Origin of the sequence: Vibrio sp. 10N.286.52.C3 (assembly GCF_041468865.1) — a bacterium.
Taxonomy (GTDB): Bacteria; Pseudomonadota; Gammaproteobacteria; order Enterobacterales; family Vibrionaceae; genus Vibrio; species Vibrio crassostreae_C.
This window is the reverse complement of the sequence record NZ_JBFRJM010000004.1, coordinates 118018-135811: the sequence shown is the minus strand read 5'-3', so window position 1 is coordinate 135811 and position 17794 is coordinate 118018. Positions and strand designations below refer to the sequence as shown.

At 44.4% G+C, this 17794-nt stretch carries 23 protein-coding genes; 14 read left to right on the top strand and 9 right to left on the bottom strand.

The features are described 5' to 3' along the window. The first annotated feature begins 45 nt into the window (after positions 1–45). The 3 genes from AB4138_RS02305 to AB4138_RS02295 are packed head-to-tail and all read left to right on the top strand — an operon-like array spanning position 46 to position 2081. The gene (locus AB4138_RS02305) at positions 46–1059 is read left to right on the top strand and encodes a DUF2955 domain-containing protein (RefSeq protein WP_017070267.1); all 1014 of its coding nucleotides are present in this window, start codon (positions 46–48) and stop codon (positions 1057–1059) included. Continuing rightward, positions 1022–1489 carry a MarR family winged helix-turn-helix transcriptional regulator gene (locus AB4138_RS02300; protein WP_017062227.1) on the top strand — a complete coding sequence of 156 codons (468 nt, stop codon included), beginning with the start codon at positions 1022–1024 and terminating at the stop codon, positions 1487–1489. The genes AB4138_RS02305 and AB4138_RS02300 overlap by 38 nt, the downstream gene beginning before the upstream one ends. Positions 1490–1541: 52 nt before the next feature. Then, complete coding sequence (locus AB4138_RS02295) at positions 1542–2081, top strand: lipocalin family protein (protein ID WP_017062226.1); 540 nt, start codon at positions 1542–1544, stop codon at positions 2079–2081. Between the two features lie 64 nt (positions 2082–2145). Here AB4138_RS02295 and AB4138_RS02290 read toward each other — a convergent pair whose 3' ends face one another. Beyond that, positions 2146–2484 (bottom strand): hypothetical protein, encoded by a 339-nt coding sequence (locus tag AB4138_RS02290; protein WP_372304884.1) that lies wholly within the window; start codon positions 2482–2484, stop codon positions 2146–2148. Positions 2485–2721: 237 nt separating this feature from the next. On the opposite strand from AB4138_RS02290, the gene AB4138_RS02285 reads away from it, so the two are divergent. The 5 genes from AB4138_RS02285 (at position 2722) to AB4138_RS02265 (ending at position 5937) form a co-directional block, all read left to right on the top strand. Further along, a complete protein-coding gene (locus tag AB4138_RS02285; protein ID WP_372132925.1) occupies positions 2722–3555 on the top strand; it encodes an AraC family transcriptional regulator in 834 nt (277 codons plus the stop codon). A 104-nt stretch (positions 3556–3659) separates the two neighbouring features. Then, positions 3660–4388, top strand: coding sequence for an AzlC family ABC transporter permease (locus tag AB4138_RS02280; RefSeq protein WP_372132922.1), 729 nt, complete (start codon positions 3660–3662; stop codon positions 4386–4388). 2 nt (positions 4389–4390) lie between these two features. Continuing rightward, positions 4391–4720: an AzlD domain-containing protein gene (locus tag AB4138_RS02275; RefSeq protein ID WP_372304881.1), complete on the top strand. Its 330-nt coding sequence runs from the start codon at positions 4391–4393 to the stop codon at positions 4718–4720. A gap of 56 nt (positions 4721–4776) precedes the next feature. Further along, positions 4777–5082: an NIPSNAP family protein gene (locus tag AB4138_RS02270; protein WP_017062221.1), complete on the top strand. Its 306-nt coding sequence runs from the start codon at positions 4777–4779 to the stop codon at positions 5080–5082. Between the two features lie 81 nt (positions 5083–5163). After that, positions 5164–5937, top strand: coding sequence for a viroplasmin family protein (locus tag AB4138_RS02265; RefSeq protein ID WP_372304877.1), 774 nt, complete (start codon positions 5164–5166; stop codon positions 5935–5937). A gap of 185 nt (positions 5938–6122) precedes the next feature. Here the strand turns inward: AB4138_RS02265 and AB4138_RS02260 are convergent, their stop codons facing one another. Next, positions 6123–7271, bottom strand: a complete 1149-nt coding sequence (locus AB4138_RS02260; protein ID WP_372304874.1) for a glycosyltransferase family 4 protein — start codon at positions 7269–7271, stop codon at positions 6123–6125. Positions 7272–7587: 316 nt separating this feature from the next. Between AB4138_RS02260 and AB4138_RS02255 the strand changes: the two genes are divergently transcribed. The 5 genes from AB4138_RS02255 (at position 7588) to AB4138_RS02235 (ending at position 11691) form a co-directional block, all read left to right on the top strand. Then, positions 7588–8511 (top strand): glycosyltransferase, encoded by a 924-nt coding sequence (locus tag AB4138_RS02255; protein ID WP_136974210.1) that lies wholly within the window; start codon positions 7588–7590, stop codon positions 8509–8511. A gap of 19 nt (positions 8512–8530) precedes the next feature. Further along, positions 8531–9967: a lipopolysaccharide biosynthesis protein gene (locus AB4138_RS02250; protein WP_017067059.1), complete on the top strand. Its 1437-nt coding sequence runs from the start codon at positions 8531–8533 to the stop codon at positions 9965–9967. 75 nt (positions 9968–10042) lie between these two features. Continuing rightward, positions 10043–10360 carry a hypothetical protein gene (locus AB4138_RS02245; RefSeq protein ID WP_017070274.1) on the top strand — a complete coding sequence of 106 codons (318 nt, stop codon included), beginning with the start codon at positions 10043–10045 and terminating at the stop codon, positions 10358–10360. A gap of 130 nt (positions 10361–10490) precedes the next feature. Beyond that, positions 10491–11105 (top strand): LysE family translocator, encoded by a 615-nt coding sequence (locus tag AB4138_RS02240; protein WP_372304871.1) that lies wholly within the window; start codon positions 10491–10493, stop codon positions 11103–11105. 151 nt (positions 11106–11256) lie between these two features. Next, positions 11257–11691, top strand: a complete 435-nt coding sequence (locus AB4138_RS02235; protein WP_372304868.1) for a GNAT family N-acetyltransferase — start codon at positions 11257–11259, stop codon at positions 11689–11691. A 74-nt stretch (positions 11692–11765) separates the two neighbouring features. Here the strand turns inward: AB4138_RS02235 and AB4138_RS02230 are convergent, their stop codons facing one another. The 4 genes from AB4138_RS02230 to AB4138_RS02215 all read right to left on the bottom strand — a co-directional run bounded on the left by AB4138_RS02230 (position 11766) and on the right by AB4138_RS02215 (position 14987). After that, entirely contained in the window at positions 11766–12233 is a 468-nt protein-coding gene (locus AB4138_RS02230; protein WP_017062213.1) for a DUF3429 domain-containing protein, read from the bottom strand. Then, positions 12230–12775, bottom strand: coding sequence for a glutathione peroxidase (locus tag AB4138_RS02225; protein WP_372304866.1), 546 nt, complete (start codon positions 12773–12775; stop codon positions 12230–12232). The genes AB4138_RS02230 and AB4138_RS02225 overlap by 4 nt, the downstream gene beginning before the upstream one ends. Before the next feature lie 84 nt (positions 12776–12859). Continuing rightward, positions 12860–14203: an AarF/ABC1/UbiB kinase family protein gene (locus AB4138_RS02220; protein ID WP_065584895.1), complete on the bottom strand. Its 1344-nt coding sequence runs from the start codon at positions 14201–14203 to the stop codon at positions 12860–12862. A gap of 397 nt (positions 14204–14600) precedes the next feature. After that, positions 14601–14987, bottom strand: a complete 387-nt coding sequence (locus AB4138_RS02215; RefSeq protein WP_017062190.1) for a thiol-disulfide oxidoreductase DCC family protein — start codon at positions 14985–14987, stop codon at positions 14601–14603. 162 nt (positions 14988–15149) lie between these two features. Here AB4138_RS02215 and AB4138_RS02210 point away from each other — a divergent pair, with 162 nt between their 5' ends. Then, positions 15150–15707 (top strand): DUF1439 domain-containing protein, encoded by a 558-nt coding sequence (locus AB4138_RS02210; RefSeq protein WP_017065247.1) that lies wholly within the window; start codon positions 15150–15152, stop codon positions 15705–15707. Positions 15708–15923: 216 nt separating this feature from the next. Here the strand turns inward: AB4138_RS02210 and AB4138_RS02205 are convergent, their stop codons facing one another. The 3 genes from AB4138_RS02205 to AB4138_RS02195 all read right to left on the bottom strand — a co-directional run bounded on the left by AB4138_RS02205 (position 15924) and on the right by AB4138_RS02195 (position 17580). Then, positions 15924–16082, bottom strand: coding sequence for a hypothetical protein (locus tag AB4138_RS02205; protein ID WP_372050963.1), 159 nt, complete (start codon positions 16080–16082; stop codon positions 15924–15926). Positions 16083–16084: 2 nt separating this feature from the next. After that, on the bottom strand, positions 16085–16288 hold the full coding sequence (locus AB4138_RS02200; protein ID WP_017069640.1) for a hypothetical protein: 204 nt from the start codon (positions 16286–16288) through the stop codon (positions 16085–16087). An 80-nt stretch (positions 16289–16368) separates the two neighbouring features. After that, entirely contained in the window at positions 16369–17580 is a 1212-nt protein-coding gene (locus AB4138_RS02195) for a carbohydrate porin (RefSeq protein WP_017039122.1), read from the bottom strand. Positions 17581–17794: the final 214 nt, after the last annotated feature.

Sequence of the window (17794 nt, the reverse complement as noted above, 5' to 3'; positions counted from 1 at the left end):
ACTACCCACTGACGAAATAACGATTTACGACCTAAGAGGCAGATTATGAATAACGAAGTTCGAGGCCCGATTAACTGGTCTGAAGTAGCTTGGATCAGCGCTATCGTGTCTTTGGGTATGTTGGCTCAACTTTGGCTACAGCTAGGTGTTGCGGCGTACCTCGCTCTTTATCCGGTAATGGCGGCGACCAAGATTAACGACTACTCAGTGAGAGGTATGCTCAAAGCGTTTCTCCCTATCTTGGGTGTCGCTTGTGTGGCTCTGCTTGTCGATCAGTTATTTGCCTCACACCCGGCAGTGGTTTGGGGGATCAGTTTATGGGTATTTGATTTAGCAAGAAGGTGGGCCGACACGCCTGCCAAACTTGGGAAAATCTACATCCCATTGCTCAATTGGTTTTTGGTGATTGTGTTTGCACAACATGGCCCAATGCCGATGACGGACTGGGTTCGCGATATAGCAGTGAGCATGGTGACGACCATGGTTGTGGTGAGATTTGTGATGCTGTTCTTAAAGCCGCCCAAAGCGATGTCGCCGCTGCCAATGCAAAGTGTTCCTGTGACGTACCAGCAGCGAGTGATATATGTGGTCATGCTTGGAGTTGGTTTAGCATTTTTGATGATGGTCGATTTGATTGCCGCGACGTTCTGTATGATGCCTGTGATTATTGCGGCTGCGCAAAGTGAACGCATGAACTATCAAATGGTGGTGAAAAACTGTTTACAAGCCCACGTTGGTGGTTGTGCATTGGCGTTGGTCTTCGTAACCTTGTTAGCGGGGCAACACTCCTATAATTGGGTGTATATCATTGGACTAACAAGCTTGGTGACCATGATAGCAATTTGGATCAGCGGCAGTCGTGGTGGCGTGCGAGGTATGCATACTGAAGCGATGTTAGGAACTATGCTACCATTGCAACTCTATGTTTCAGCAACCGATCTTGGTTTGCAAGATACCTACTTTCGTGCAGAGTTAATGTCCATCGTGTTGGTATTATTAGTGGTCTGCCAAGGAATTATATATGGAAAATCAACCAGCATTATCCATCACCGGAATTGATGCACTCGACAGCAATCCTATGTTCTTAATGGGCTTTGCTTACAAACAGTTTCGAGCTCAAGTCACCGCTGAGATGGGCACCACTTCGGGCATTTCTCTAGAGATGTTTGGTGCGCTTCGAGTGTTAGATAAGCATGGCAAAATCACTCAGCAAGAGTTAACCAATTACTTGCTTCGAAATCGCTCTGTGACCAAGCGTTTGGTTGATAACGCGATTAAGCTGAACCTTATTGAGGCCAGCAAGAGTGAAACGAACAAAAAGGTAAAACTTCTTTCTTTAACGGAAGAGGGCAAGAAGCTTGCCGAATATTGTGAGCCTATGGTCGATAGTATCAGCGAGCAGTTTCAGAGTGCGTTGAGTGAAGACGAATCCAAGCAGTTACAGACCTTGTTGGCTAAGCTTGTAAAAACAGACCAATTCGTCGACTGATTATGCGATCGAAGGTGTGGGTCTAATAACAATCGAATAAAGAGTAAGTGACATGACATACAAAATATTAGCGATGCTAATGATTAAGCTGTTGTTTACGTTTCGTGGCAGTAAACCTACGTCTAAAATCCCCGCCTCTGACTTTGATGCCGAACGCTTCGCTGGTACATGGTATTCCGCTTGTTTTATCCCGCATCCATTGCAATCAAAGCTCGGTTCTTTGTCGTTTAGCTTTTTATTTGAATCTGACGGTAATCTTAAGCTGACAACTCGAGGCTACAACGCGAAAAAGAATGAGTGGAAGACCAAAGAACAAGCCGCAACATTTAAGGGCTCTCAAACCGAAGCGTGGTTTTCAGTCGAAGCGAATAGCCCTTATGAGAAGCAGAGAAAGGTAATTTTCTTGAATGAAGATTACACTCAGGCTTTGTTGGTGGGTCCTACCAAAAATACCTTACAGATCTTGTATCGCACTGCAGAGTTCACCAAACAAGACTTAGACTCGCTGATTGAACGGGCGCAGAGCATGGGTTTTAAAACCAGTAAGCTAGTTCGTGTGTCACAACATATCAATGATGTGCCTGAACAATAAAGTAAGTTCGGCTAGTCCTGACTAGGTAGCTCGGCTAATAAGCAAACAACATTGCTAACCCGTTCTAATTCGCTGGCAACACCACTGCCGACGCTTCTTCCTCTGAATCTTCTTTGTCTTCTACTTGGTCAGCAACCCAATCGATTGTCTTGGTTAAATAAAGCTTATTAGTTTCGGTGTCACACCAACTTTTTGATAACCCTCTTCGATTGAATTCACTGCCAATTGCTGCGAGTGTCTGGTTGCTTGAGCGCCCGTAATACAAGGTGTCGCACAGTTGCAGGTCCGACATCGATTGAGGATATGTATTGACTGACGAGGAGTTCATGCTCAGTGCTTTGGATTGGTTATGAGTGCACCCTGCTAGGCTCAGGAAAAAGAAAAGGATCAGTGTATTTTTCATGTTGTATCAGGTCTATTGCCGATGATTTGAAGAGAGTATTGCCATGATTGCCACACTAATTTGTCAATTTCTCGCCAACTAGTTATAGACCAAGACTTTCCTCCCAGTTAGAAAGAGTTATTAAGCCAACGATAAAAACAGTATTAACAAACAAAAGCGCAATTTTGTACAAAAGCTGAAAGAGCCTATAGAGTAGACTGATAAGTCGCTCGATAATTAACAGGCTTGGGAATTGTTATGGAGAACAAGAAACGCTCTAAAGAGAAGGCCGAATATAAGATAACCGAAGAGCTCGGCGGCCTTGAAATTCTTAATGCTGAATACGAAAAGCAGAACTTCTCGCGCCACAGCCACGAGGGCTATACGCTGGGAGTCATCGAGCAGGGCGCTCAGCGTTTCTATCGAACGGGCGGGCATCATATAGCACCACAAGATGCGATTATTCTGGTCAATGCCGACGAAGTTCATAGCGGTCACTCTGCCACTGAAGGCGGTTGGGCGTATCGAGCCATGTATCCACTCCCAGAGCAACTTGCCAAGATCACTCAAGAGCTTAACCTACCGAATTACGGCGCGCCTTATTTCCCAAGAGCGGTTGTTGAAGATCCTGAACTCGCCAATCAATTGAGATTAGTCTTTAACACGATTGATGAATCTGACAATCGCTTGTTAAGAGAAACCTTGATGTACGGAATGTTGGTTAAACTGATTAGCCGACACGGAAAATCGCCGCTTAACCCTCAACTCGATGGGAAAACTCAGCGCCAGCTTGTCTTAGTGAAAGAGTTCTTAGATGATTTTCCACAAGCCGATGTTTCCCTAGACGAACTATCTAAGTTAGCGGCATTGAGTCCGTTTCACTTAGTGCGTTCTTTTCAAAAAGAGTTTGGTCTTCCGCCACATGCGTATCAAATCCAATCTCGGTTAAGGCTTTCGCGTAAGTTATTGAAACAAGGACATACCATTTCAGACACCGCGCAAGAGTCTGGCTTTCACGACCAAAGCCATTTTCATCGACACTTCAAAAAGGCCAATGGCTACACGCCGGGGCAATACATTAAAATGCTCTAAATCGGACACCTTAATTGGTTCGCGAAATCGAGCAAGTTTGTACAATCGAACCGACTCCACTCTTCTTACATTGAATAGCGAATGTAAAGAGAGAAAAGAATGATATGGATAGTGAAACAATGGATAGACGAACACAGTTATGGAAAGGCGTTTTAGCGGGAATGCCTTTGAGTATTGCGGTAATCCCTTGGGGAATTCTAGCCGGTTCATATGCGATAGATGCCGGATTGAATCAACTTCAAGCGCAAGCGATGTCGGCTATTTTGTTTGCTGGCTCAGCGCAACTTGTCGCTGCGGGTATGTTCAAAGCGGGTATTGGTTTAGGCACTATGTTGTTGACCACACTGTTCATCACCTCAAGACACTTTCTGTATAGCGTATCGATGCGTGACAAAATTAGCCATCTTCCTGCGCGTTGGCGTCTATTACTCGGATTTTGGCTCACCGATGAGCTGTTCGCGATTTGTAGTGGGCAGTCTCAGAATGAATTTAATCGCTGGTATGCTGCGGGTGTAGGCGGCGGTTTTTATCTTGTTTGGAATATCGCGAGCTTTGTTGGCATTGTCGCGGGAAGCCAAATTCCATCACTTAACGAGATTGGGCTCGACTTCGCGGTCGCAGCAACCTTTATTGCGTTAGTTTTTCCATTAATCAGAACAGTGCCTGTCGTCGTATGTGTGGTGGTTTCATTGGTCACTTCAGTTGCTATGTCGGTTAACAATATTGAGGGCGGGCTAATGATTGCAGCGATTGCCGGAATGTTAGCGGGCTTTATCAGCGAATCGTTCCAAGAGCGAAACAACGGTAACAAGACAATCGTGGAGGGGAAATAGAGATGATTTGGTTAACGATATTCCTCATGACTGCGATTGTTTTCTTTAGTCGGTATTTGTTTCTTGAGCCTGCAATCCCGCTTCGACTCAATCAAACCGCAAGGCGCCTATTGCGCTATTCAAGCCCAGCGGTGCTGACTGCGATTTGGGGGCCAATTGTATTTGCTCCTGAACAAACATTTTGGCCAAGCCTTGAAAACCCATACTTAATAGGCGCGGTGGTCACAGGTCTGTTGATTTGGGAAACAGGCAATGTGTTGCTAACGATCGGCGTCAGCATGGCGGTGTTTTTGTTCTATAACCTTGTCGCGGTTGATTTCCTTTTTTCTTGAGCTTCAACGTCAACTTAGGCTTTGTGTTTCTCCTATTCTTTAAGGGCTGTATAAATATGATTACTTGTTATGTTCGATATGTGATTGATCCTAAAAAGGTAAATGAGTTTGAGGCATACGCAAAAATGTGGATTCCTCTGGTCGCTAAATTCGGAGGTCAACACAATGGTTATTTCTTACCGTCGGAAGGGGCGAACAATATTGCCATGGCGCTGTTTACCTTTGAAAGTTTGGCTGCCTACGAAGAATATCGGGTTAAGTCGTTGAGCGATGCTGAGTGCATTAAAGCGTTTGAATTTGCAGACGAAGTTGATTGCATCGTGAGTTATGAACGCAGCTTTTTTAGACCTGTTTTAGAGTGATAGACCTTGCAACGTATAGCGTGGTGGCATCTAATGTACTGATTCACTGTTTGTGTATTTAGGTTCTGGTAAGGAGTTAGTTTGGCTAAGAAATATTATGTGGTTTGGAAAGGTCGTACACCGGGTATTTTTACCACGTGGAATGAGTGTAAATCCCAAGTCGATGGCTTTGCTGGTGCGAGATATAAATCGTTTCCAACACTAGGCGAGGCTGAGTCTGCTTTTGGTGGTAAAACGTCGTCTGCGTCAGGTTCTACAGCGACAAAGCCAAGCTCTGCGGGTAAGGCGACGAAAGCTAAGGTGCCGCCTCTTTCGGAGCAGCAAATCACAGATATGCCTTTTGATATCAAGATCTTTACCGATGGTGCGTGTGAACCAAACCCTGGTGAAGCAGGGACGGGGTTAGCGGTATACCAAAACAACCAATTAACCGAATTGTGGTATGGCTTGTATCAACCTGTTGGTACCAATAATACCGCTGAGTTGCATGGCCTTAAACAGGCGTTTTTGCTCGCAAAAGAGAAGCTAAACGCGGGTCTGTCTGTAGCGATCTATTGTGACTCTAAGTACTCGATAGATTGTATTACTAAGTGGGCAACGGGTTGGGAGAAAAAGGGCTGGACCAAGTCTGGCGGTGAGATCAAAAACCTCGATATTATTAAGCCTGCGTATGCGCTCTACCAAGAACTGGCTTCAAAAATTACCATCTACCATGTGAACGGTCACGTTGGTATTGAAGGTAACGAACTGGCCGATAGAATGTCGATTGTGGCTATTTCATCGAAAGAGCAACAACTCGCTCAATATCGTGACATCGACGATATTGAGTCTATTTTGGCACTGCGAGCAGGCTAGTTAGGCTTCTTAATGAAAAGCTACTGAAAGCATAAGTCGCGATCATTGGGCAGTGCTAAGTTGAGCGTTACATTTCAAATTGATGTAGCGCTCTTTTGTTTTTGTGGTGCTCCGTTTTCTTATGGTGCTTAGTCGTTCTTGTGAGGCGTAGCAGTCCTTGTGATGCTTACTGCCTGAGTTAATCCTTATTGAGCTGGGTTCTCTATCCAACGAGATAATTGCTGAGCTTGTTTGATCGAATTAAAACTGTCTTTCACTCTCTCACGTGCCTTTAACCCCATCGATGCTTTATCGTTGCTGCTTAGTTGCGCGAAACGCTCAATCGCTTCTCTTAATTCTTCCACATTCTTTTCGCCAACCACAAAACCTGTCTCTTGTGAGACGATCTCTTTGCATCCCATGATGTTGGTGGTAATAACTGGCGTTCCTACGGCCATCGCTTCTTTTAAAACCAGTGGTCCTGTATCCACACTCCCGGTTTCGGAAAAACAGAAGGGCGCGATTAGGCTGTCATAATTCGATAGTTTCTCTTTCACCCATTCATGAGGCTTAGCGCCAAGAAAGGTCACGTTTCGAGTGAGCCCTTGCTCTTTGACCTGTAACTTTAATTGTTGCTCTAAATCGCCAGTACCGATGATATCGAGATGAATGTCGAGAGGTTCGGCAATCGGCGCCAATGCATCAATAAGATGGTGGATACCTTTTTGCTCCACTAATCGGCCAAGGAAAATAAAGCGAAGTTGCTTCGTTTCGGTTTTTGGGTTGAGTTGGAACTGTTTGGTATTAACTCCGCAATGCAGGAGCTTAATGTTTCCTTTCGCCATGGTATTGAAGTCAGCAAGCATGTCTTTACACACTGCAACCACAAAATCACTCGATGAGATTTTATGTTCAATGTCATAAGCGAACTCGTAAACATCATGACCATGAGCAACGAACGAACAGGTGATATTCAGCAGCTTTGCCGCGACGATGGCGTGAGCTGTGGTGTGCTGACAGAAATGCGCATGTACGTGTTCGACGTCGTTTTCCGCGAGTTGCAGCGCTAATTTAAACCCATAAGCGAACAGTGACTTTTTCGGCATGCTGGTTTGCTTAGAAATAAATGAGACAGCCTTGATGAAACCTATCCAGTTAATGCTGGCGACTTTACCCTTCCGAACATTTTTACCTATTTCGACAATGTCGTAGTCGAACTGTTTTTCACTGTTTTCAATTTTGAACGTCATTACACAAACATCGTGCCCACACGCTTTCACAGAGTCGACTTCTGTTTGAATGAAGGTCTCACTGAGTACTGGGTAGGTTGGCGCCACAAATGCTACTTTCTTCATTCCTTACTCCTCAAATCCATATGACTAAAGCTATCAAGCCAAGGTAATAACCAATAAAGCAAGATACGAACCAAGATCGAATCGTAGCTTTGGAGGGCTTTCTGATTGCTTTTCGAAGGTTACCCCTTAAGAGGTGGCTCGTTTTCTCAAATTGATAATCAAATTGGAGTTGCAGTTTTTTTGAACATCTGTGTTTGGTCGTCATTTTGAGAATGGACGCGTAGGTGACTGATATAGAGGTGATTTTGTAGTAAGACACTCTCGGCATAGAACATGCAACGTCAGCCATATAACGTATAAATCTGAGGGCGTCATTATGGCTAAAGTAAGTGTTGTTATTCCTACCTACAATTGTTTGGATTACCTGCCGAAAGCGATTGGTAGTGTACTAAAGCAGACTCATCAAGATGTTGAGCTGATTGTCATTGACGATAACAGTAACGATGGAACGTCGACGTATCTTGCTTCTATAGACGATGAACGCATTATTACGTTGTCCACATTGGGTGTTGGTGCGCCTCAAGCGAGAAACCTAGGGATTGAAAAGGCGACCGGTGAATACATCGCTTTTTTAGACGCAGACGATTTCTGGTTTCCTGAAAAAATTGAGCGCCAACTCGAATTTCATCAACGTTACCCTGATCTCGCGATGAGCTTTACTAACTACGAGCATCTTACTGAAGATTACCAAGTAATAGTCGACTGCTTTAGTTACTGGTCGCAGTTTCAAGATCAAGATGAGCTGTTCATCAATATCGAGAACCCGTTGGAGTTCATCATAGAAAATAACGTGATTGGAACATCAACGGTCATGGTGAAAGCGGATGTGTTTTCTCAAACAGACAGTTTCAATGCTGACATCAAGTATGGGGAAGATTGGGAACTGTGGCTTCGAATGAGTGAAAACCATCAGATCGGTGTGTTGAACTCGGTGCAGGTTGGCTACTTGATGAGAGCGAGCTCTGTTACCCAAACTGAAAGTCTTAAATTGAGAAATTTGCAGTCTATAGAGACTATTCTTCAACATTACCAAAATGACAGTCAACGATGGAATCTACCCACTTCTAGCTTCAAAATCGCAAAGGCGAGAATACTGGAAGGTTATGCTGACTATTATCGAGGTTTACAACAGAATAGACAGGCTATTGCCTACAGTTTCCGTTCTTTGGTCATGTCACCTCAAAAACGCACATTGCGACACCTAATTGGAGACTGTAAAAGTTTCCTAAAGCCAGCTTGATAAGGAAAAGGTGACGACTATGGGTTCTTTAAAGCAGTCGGCTTACTACGCCATCGGTATATTAATGATGAAAGGGATTTCATTGGTGATGATCCCGTACATTACGCACAATATGACGTTGGCAGAGTATGGTTCCTTAGAAGCCATTGTCTTGCTGGCAGACATTGGGACGATATTGTTCAGCTTCGGTATTGTCGATGCCATGTATCGTTATGTGGGTGTCGCCGAAGGTGATGAAAAGCAAAAGCTCGTCTCGAACTGCTTCACATTGAGCGTGCTGGTGTGCGTGCTTGGGGGCGCCTTGATTGCCCTCAGTATGCCGTTGTTAATCTTAATGTTGCCAGTTGAATTCCAGCCTTACCAGATACTGCTTCTGCTTATTCCTACCATGCTCGATGGGGCGATTTCTATCCCGCTAACGCTGATGCGTATGAACGCGATGGCGAAACGTTTTTGCATGCTCAATGTGTTGAAAGCCGGTGTTCAAGCCATCATGACTTTTGTTTTGCTTGAGGCTGGATACGGTATAGATGGCGTGTTGATTTCAGCTGCGGTATCCAGTGTGTTGCTAATGGTTTGTTTAGTGCGTTATCAATGGCAAGAGATGGGATCTTTTGGTTGCTTCAAATACTCGGCGAAGATCTTAAAATTCGGACTGCCCGTTCTGGTTGGCGGTGCATCAATGTATATGATCATGGGGCTCGACCGCTGGGTAATGGCAAGCTTCGTCGGTGTCGAAGAACTCGCGATTTATGCGGTTAGCGGAAAGTTCGCGTTGATTCTTGGTCTGTTGTTGCAGCCTTACGCGCTTTGGTGGTTTCCAAACCGTGTGGCGATGCTTCAACAGCCGGGTGGCAGTAAGATGTGTGCCGATAGGGCGTTAGTCGGAGTGAACCTCGCCATTGTTTTAGGTTCGTTGATGATTCTAACGGTACCCGGATTTATTTCTCTCATTTTACCGAGCAGTTATCATTACGCGGGGGCCATTGTTGTTGCGCTGCTTGCGATTAGCGTTATCAAAAATGCAGGTGATTATCTTAACCTTGGTTGTTTCAGTGGCGATTCGAGTCAATCTCAAATGTGGATTCAAGGTGGATGTGCGGTCTTGGCGGCCATTGGTTATTTCACAGTGACGCCTATTTATGGCGTGTGGGGTGTTGTCGCGGTTCTTTGTGCAACTTATGTTGTGCGGCTCATGCTTCTGTATGTTGTAAGCCAAGCGATGGAACAATTACCTTATGAACACAGCAAGTGGGTAACCGCAGTTAGCATCGCATTAGTAGCGATAGCGAGTGATCAACTTCTGGGATTGGTGTTGGTTGATGTCCATGACTTTATTCTTGGATCGGCTGTTGGTGTAATCGCGCTGGTGGCCTTTGTTAAATACTCAGTGATCGTTGTCCCGCAAGCTCTGCTCGACAAGTTGATGCTGGGTAAGCAGTCTCACGCAAATTAAAATAAAACACTGTTCATAATGTGTGAGATTCGATAGTGTTTATAAATTCAATGAATGCCATCAATGGAAAGATACATGAACAAGTGGATTGTGCTCTCAGCTCTATTCTCAACCTTATCGTACGCTTCGTCTGAATTGTCTAACCACGACGTACTCACTCAGCACTTTGACGTTCCTGAAGCTATCTCCTTAGAAAATCAAAACAGGGTATGTAATAGCCTTGTTTGTAGTTCGGTGTCTGCGCCAAAATCTGTTCCTGCTGTTGGCGACTTCCCAGAGCGAGAATCAAACCCAACGATAGATACAATTGCGAGCGCTATCTATTTCGTCGGTGAGATTGGTGTCGCCGAAAATCTAGCGACACCCGAGTACGAACAGTTTTTTGAGAACTGATTGAAAATTTACTGTATAGATTTGGTGCTTATTTTTTATGCAGTTACAAAAGATATGAAATGCTGTTATAAACGATAAGACCTTGTTTAAGGATTTTATAATCACGGCATTTGGCAATTAGGAAGCACCAATGGAAATCTGGAAGTTACTGCTGTTTATCCCCGCTTGTTTTGCGCTCAACATGACTCCGGGCCCAAACAATTTGTTATCAATGAACAACGCCCGTTGTTACGGATTTCAGGCCGCCTTTGTCGCAGGCCTAGGAAGAATCCTCGCTTTTTCTGGCATGATTGCTTTGGCTGCATCTGGCTTAGCGGTTGTGCTTTATACTTCTGAAACGCTGTTTTTCCTGATCAAACTATTTGGCGCGATGTATCTGTTGTGGATCGCGTTCAACCTATGGCGCTCACACGCCAGTCCGGTCGTGGATATCGAACAAAATAAGAATTGGTTTGGTCTGTTTAAACAAGAATTTGCACTCGCTGCTGGCAATCCAAAAGCGATACTCATTTTCACTGCATTCCTTCCTCAATTTGTCGATGTTTCAGCGAACGTAAATACTCAATTCTTTGTTTTAGGTAGCACCTTTCTAGTGTTAGAAATGCTCGCGATATCGATCTACGCGGCATTTGGCTTATACCTCAGAAACTGGTTCTCTAAGCCACAAATGGCAAAACGTTTCAACAAAGCGTGCTCGGTTTTTCTTGCGTTATCTGGCGCAAATTTGTTGGTTATTCGACAGTAAAACATAAGTAACCTAATCTACTCCTCAGGCGTTAGTTAAGTGGCATCTTCGTTAAGGTAGTTCGTAAGCCTTTAGGCTGTTGATATATTATTAATAGCACCTTTGAGTTTGCATGTTTAAACTTGAGGTTCGGTTTAAATGAGGTCTATCTATGAATGTTGTTTGTGCGGAAAAACAAGAACTGGCTGATATCTACCAGCTTGAACATGCTTTGTTTGGCGCTCACGCCTATCCGCTGTTTTTCTTTCGTCAGGCCTTTGATTGCTGGGGAAAAGGTTTATTGGTTGCTAAGCAAGACTCAAAGATTGCTGGCTATGCCTTAACGACAACCACAGACAAGCAGAATGAGTTTTGGGTCCTATCATTGGCTGTAGACCAGAATTATCGTGGCATGGGAGTTGGCCGGAAACTGATGCAACAGGCGGTTGAGCATTTGCCTCGAGATGCTAGGCTTTTGCTCACTGTAGACCCAAATAACACATCGGCTCGTGCGCTTTACGCATCGATGGGGTTCGTTACCATCAAGCAAGAAGACAACTACTTTGGTGATGATGAGCCGAGGTTAGTGATGAAGCTCATCATCTAGATTGTTGCTAACGGTTTTTAACAAAGGCGCTTAACTAAATCAAAGGCTCACACTTCAAAGACAATCTCGTAGCTCTAGGTTAGCATCACGATACCGTGCATTAACACGACACTAGAGGTCAGCCGAGTCCTCATATCAAAGTAGCCATCAGGACCTTGGCTCTGGTTCTCTTCTCTCATCGTCCTTTCAGCTCGCCAAACCGCAATATAACCAAAGATGAGAATCAGAGTTGTCACTAGCTCTTTTTGTTCGCCAAGCAATACTGCCAGCCAAGCGATGAGCACAATCGCGTTGCTTATTAGCAGTGCTTTGTTACTTGATTGGCTTTCAAAGTTTTCGATGCCATTTGCCCACAAGATCCCTGAAAGAAAACTCAAAATTGCCACGCTGTAGGTGATGAACAGCGTTTCACCGCTTATCCCCATAAATTGGCTGTCGGTGAGCGAAAGGAGAAGACCGAATAAAAACGGAATTAACCCCATGTACCCCAGTTTGGCCATGGTGTTACGGGTTTGAGTTGTTGCCATGTAATCCGCCTTCATAACTGCTGCTCAATCGCGTTTTTGAGTGTGGCACTCACTGGAGATGTGGAGCTAGGGAAGGTGGCGACGACTTTACCTTCTTTACTGATCAAGAATTTGTAAAAGTTCCATTTAGGCGTTACGCCCGCTTGCTGTTGTATCTCTGTAAACACGGGGTTGACGTTGCTACCAGACAGTGAAGCTCGCGCCATCATTGGGAAGGTCACGCCATAGTCTAGGTAACAAACCTTTGCCGTCTTCTCTTCGCTTCCCTTGTCTTGGCGAAAATCATTACTTGGGAAACCGATAACCGTGAAGCCTTGGTCTTTGTAGGTTTGATGAAGTTGCTCGAGTTGCTCAAACTGCGGAGTGAAGCCACATTGGCTCGCTGTATTTACCACCAATAGAGTTTTGCCTTGAAACTCATCGCACAAGGCGATTTCTTCGGTTGAGTTTAACAAGCGCTGTTTGCCATTAAGTATTTCGGGACAGCTCGCTGCAAAGGCGATGGAACTCGTGAGGCTTGTAATCAGTGCGGTTGAGCAAAGTAGTGAACATTTCATAGGGTTGGCTCATTTTAGTTGGCGTAATGGTTATTACTCTTGAGCACGATGAAATGATCACTTTGCGTATTATTTACTGTCTCATTAACTCGCGCTTTTAGTTGTGCTTTTGCTCTCTGAGATAAGATATGGAGCGACCAAGCGACTGATATTCACTTTTGCACCAAGGCGAGCCGCTAATAGATACATGCCACCAATTTTTCGGTGCAGGAACAGCGCATCGGCGGGCGGCGTATGCCAATACTCTTGTTCCATGCTCAAAATGGTGCCTGCTTCACGAAGCCTTTGTGCCAATCCACTGGCTTTGAAGTCGTACTCTTCGTCAACTAACATCGGCTCACAGGCCATCTTCACTAGATTTAGAATCGCTTGGCGTTGTTCGGGAAGAATTGTCTCGCTAAAGAATCCTATTTGCTCTAAAGCTCGGTTGAGCACTTGCTCATCGTTGTTAATGACAGAGGAAAAGGCCAAGCGATAACCCTCGCTGAAGCGGTCACTGTACTCACGGGTTGCTCCGAAATCTAATAAGCCAATTTGTCGGGTGTTTTCAACATAAAGGTAGTTGGCGAAATTGGGATCGGTTTGCACCATCTTAAAATCGAACAACTCTCTGAACAGAAGCTCCAGTAAGCTGTGCATTACAAAGTCACGTGTGCTTTGGTCGTAACTTTCGATTTGCTCTATCGAGACGCCTTCGATGAAGTCCATGGCGAGCACCGATTCTGAAGAGACTTGCGGATGAATCTTAGGTACGACGAAGTGAGAGTATTCTTTCAATGCATCATGGTAACGAGTTGCGTAATCAGCTTCGCGAGCATAGTCTGCTTCATCGTGGAGCTGTTTCTTTGCCTCTTCTAACAAGCCTTTGTAGTCGACCGACTTTGGTATCAAGCCAACAATATTGAGCAGCGTGCCTACGTTATCTACATCACTGTCGATACTTTTTCTAATGCCGGGGTATTGGACTTTGACTGCGAGTTTGTCCCCAGCATCACTATAGGCTTGGTGAACTTGTCCGATAGATGCACTGGCGATCGGTTTAAAATTGAAGGACAGGAATTCGGTTTTCCAATGGTTCCCGAGCGAGCTTTCTAACACTTGATTGAGCTGTTTTGTTGGCAGTGGATCGGCATCGGAGCGCAGGCGAGAGAGAATGTCGGCTAACTCTGGTTCTAAGACATCACCCGCATCCATTGATAGCATCTGTCCTAACTTCATAGCCGCACCGCGCAGGTGTGCGAGTTGATCGGTCAGGCGAGCAATGTTTTGTGGCGTTAACAGTAAGTCTTTTGCTTTGGGCCTGTTGCCTTGTGCAATTTGTTTGGTGCCTTCCGTTAGCACGTTACCCGCGACTCTTGTCGCCAACGAAGCGAACTTACTGAATCTAGAAATTCGATGTGTGGGAAGGTTTCTCTCTTTTGCCGACATAAAGGTTCTCTCTGGGAATCAGGGTTGATACCAATCGTAGTAAATAACTGTTCACCCTAGCTTGTTAAAAATCTCGATAAATTCGTTAGATTTTTTGATTGTAGAATAACTACTTATCTAAACTTCTTGTCGAAAAGAGCCGCCTTGTTCTCAAGCTTTTTTCCTGCGCTATTTCTTGACACTTACCTACTGTGATTGGTATGACTACAAAGTTCTATCAATCATTACACAACCGTATGTTTTGTTGTGCTAACTTGTCGCGTGGAACAGTAAACAGAATTAAAAGGACAAAGCATGAAATTTATTTGGTTGAAAGTGGCCGTTACGGTATTGGTGTTCGCAGCCCTATTTGGCATCGTTTACTACAAAGTCGCCAGCGGCATGTCTTAACTCAACACTATTTTGTGCAGCTGTTACCGTTGCAACGTGATTTTCCGGTTAGCCAAAACGAAATCTTATATCGATTTTTGGCAAACCGTAGATAACACCAATCTGCCATTGGCTTAAAAATCGCCCAACGTAACGGGGCATACAGCCAACCCTTTCCTACTAGCTTCCACGCTTGGTAAGTCACGTCTAAACCGAGCAGCAGCTTTCCGTTTTCGTCCAGTGCATGCAAGATTGTATTGGCTGCCTCGGCATCTATTTGCGGGTAGTTTGAAAACGCTTCACTGTAGATATCGACGGTCTGGATCTGATCTTTGGAATCAGACTTAGTCAGTGCTGCCATCTCTTTTGCACAAAGTGGACAGGTTCCATCGTAAAATATCGTTAATGCAGTCATTGTTTTCCTTACTATTTTCGTCAATTCTCATTGATACGACATCACCATTTAGGTGGATCATTCTGCCCAGTTATCCGACACTGTTATTGTGACAACCAATTTACAGTATCATCTCGAGGTAACATCCGTTCCATGCATTTAAAAAATAAGAGCCTATCTCCAATGACAACAAAGTTAATGAACCGTTTGATTATAGCTGTGACAGCCCTGATGCTCAGTGGTTGTGTTAGCTACAGTATTACCGAGCAAGAAATGACGAAGTACCTTGAAGACTCAGTGATGCTAGAACAAGAGGTTGGTGTACAAAGTGTGATGTACGCACAAGTGGCTGTGGATGATCTAGAAGTGCAAATTGGTCGAGCCGATGCACAACGCGTGTCCGTGTTGGCGAATACCAATGCAAAAGTTCAAGTGTTCAATATGCCTAATATGGGGTTGGATTTAGACTTAGAGTTCAGCGCGATTCCCGAATACGACAAGGAGAGTGGCGAGGTGTATCTAAAGTCGCTGCGACTAGAGCGCTTTGAAGAAAAAGGCAAACAGCTTTCGCCTGAAATAGAGACACTACTCAAACCAGCTGTATCGATGATAGGTTTTGCTTTGTCCCAGTCTCCGGTTTACAAACTCGACAGCAACAAGGTTCAAGAGTCGTTGATTAAGTCATCGGAACCCAATCTAGTGATTAAAGACAATAAATTGGTTATCGAATTGTTTGATTAGAGGCTTGTTGTATTAAAGGTTGACTAGTTTTTGCCTGAGTACGGAGTAACTTGTTATTGTGTACTCGGGCTGAGGTTAATTCACTCTTCTGATTGTTGTTCGATAAAAGCCATTAACCAGCAACTTATTTGGTGCTAGGGCATTCAGTCGAGATGTCTCCAAACTGTTGTTTATGAACATTGATTGTCAGATCACTCGGTTTACTCCAATCGATGATTAACTTAAAAACATGTCGTAATCAGAATTTGGCCATTCTGGGATTGGGTCAACGTTATCAAAGCGATGCTTAATCAAAGTAACAAGCACTTCAATGCTGATGTGTTCCCACGCCAGTAAAAGATCTGCATTACGGTATTTATCTAAGAATAACTTCAAAGTCATTCCAACCATATTGTGTGTTGATGGGCATGCCATATTGGATCGCAGTTGGAGCAATGGTTACCAAGGCCGTCATCTGGCTTTTCGGCATGTCGAACAAGAATAATTCGTTGTACTTGATCGTTACTTGTTTTTTCTGCTTCCGCAGTCGCAGTATTACAAGCCATACCTAAGAGTATCGCCAAGAATATTTTTACTTTCATTTTTTACTCGAAATTTATTTAGCACTCCTGCAAGGTTAATAACGATATTTTCCTTAATATCATTTGTACGTGTGTTTAATTTAGAACTCGAATTTTGCTTTTAGGGCAAATACCACATCGGTTTTATTCTGGATTAAATTGATGTTGTCGAAGCCATTGGTCAGATCAACCGCGGTGTGATTCAGAACTTGCACACTTGGAGAAATTTGCAGCCATGGTGTGATTTGAGCTCGGTAATACGCTTCAGTTGTATATTGGTCGTCTAAGTCCAACCCTTGCGTTGTGCTCTCCATTGGGCTTGCCCAGTTAACTGCCAGTCCAAACATGTCTTGGTTTCTCTGTGCAGGAATGTAACCAAAGCCGGCGCTTACTGAGGCGTCATACATGGCTCCGCCATCTTGAGCCCATCCAGCCCTAATGAAAGGCAACCAACGTTCAGCCACTAAACCTGATAGAGACAGGTTGATACCGTAACCTTCATCATCGTTTCCAACTGCGTCACGCTGCCATAGGCTGATATGAGCATTGCTGATGAACAGCATATCTTTACTTGGTGTCCAACCGAGTTCTAAGCTTTTCCAAGTGGCCCCTGTGTCAAAGAGCTCTTTGGCTCCTTCAACTAAGTCAGAAGCGTTGCCTTTAGCATCAAGAATACTGGCCGAGCCATAAATGCTATCTGAGAAAAAACCGCCGGCCATAACACCCAGTGCACCATCAGGCAATCCACCAATCGTTCCACTTCCGGAAGTAAACACACCACTGTTGAAGTCATTCCATGGGCTAGCTAACGCATAGAAATCGGTGTAATCCGTCATGTCTAAGAAACCGGCGTAAACCACCATCTGTTCTTGCAGTAGAGATTGACGCCAAAATAAATGAGTGGTTCTAAAGCCTTGATCACCATATAAGGAGTGAGCAAAACCTAAGTAACCGAGATCGGCCAAACCGTATTCTTTCGGGGAGTTTTCTGTGTATTTATGTCGATGCTCAAACTTGAATACAATTCCGCCTTTGTCTCCATCTTCTGTCTCTATAAGATCCCATTGACCAAAGACTCTTAATGCTCCTGCCGCAGCAGATGCATCCCCAAGAGGATCAATCGCTCCCATACTCAGCATGTTGTAATCCATGCCCAACTGTAAGCCATGCTCTTTTTGAAGGTTTTGCTTGGTTTCATTCCATGAATCGTAATGTGAACGCGAAGTCGAGGACTCTACTGACATTACTTCAGCGGTTGTTGCCCCTGATGCCAATATCAGAGCAATCGTTGACATATTCAAAAGATGTTTCATTTTAACCTCTTAGTAATTACGACTCAGCTTGGTTAATCAAATACGCTGAGTGCAAAAATAATGATGTATCTACTTTAGGATTGGATGACTGAACTTGATTGTTACTTCGCCATAAGTGTTCTCAACTCTAAGCTCTCCCCAGCGAGATTTATCTTGTGATAAAGGTGTTGCTAGACGGAGTGTTGTTTTCAAGGTGCTGCTTTCAAGATCGCCG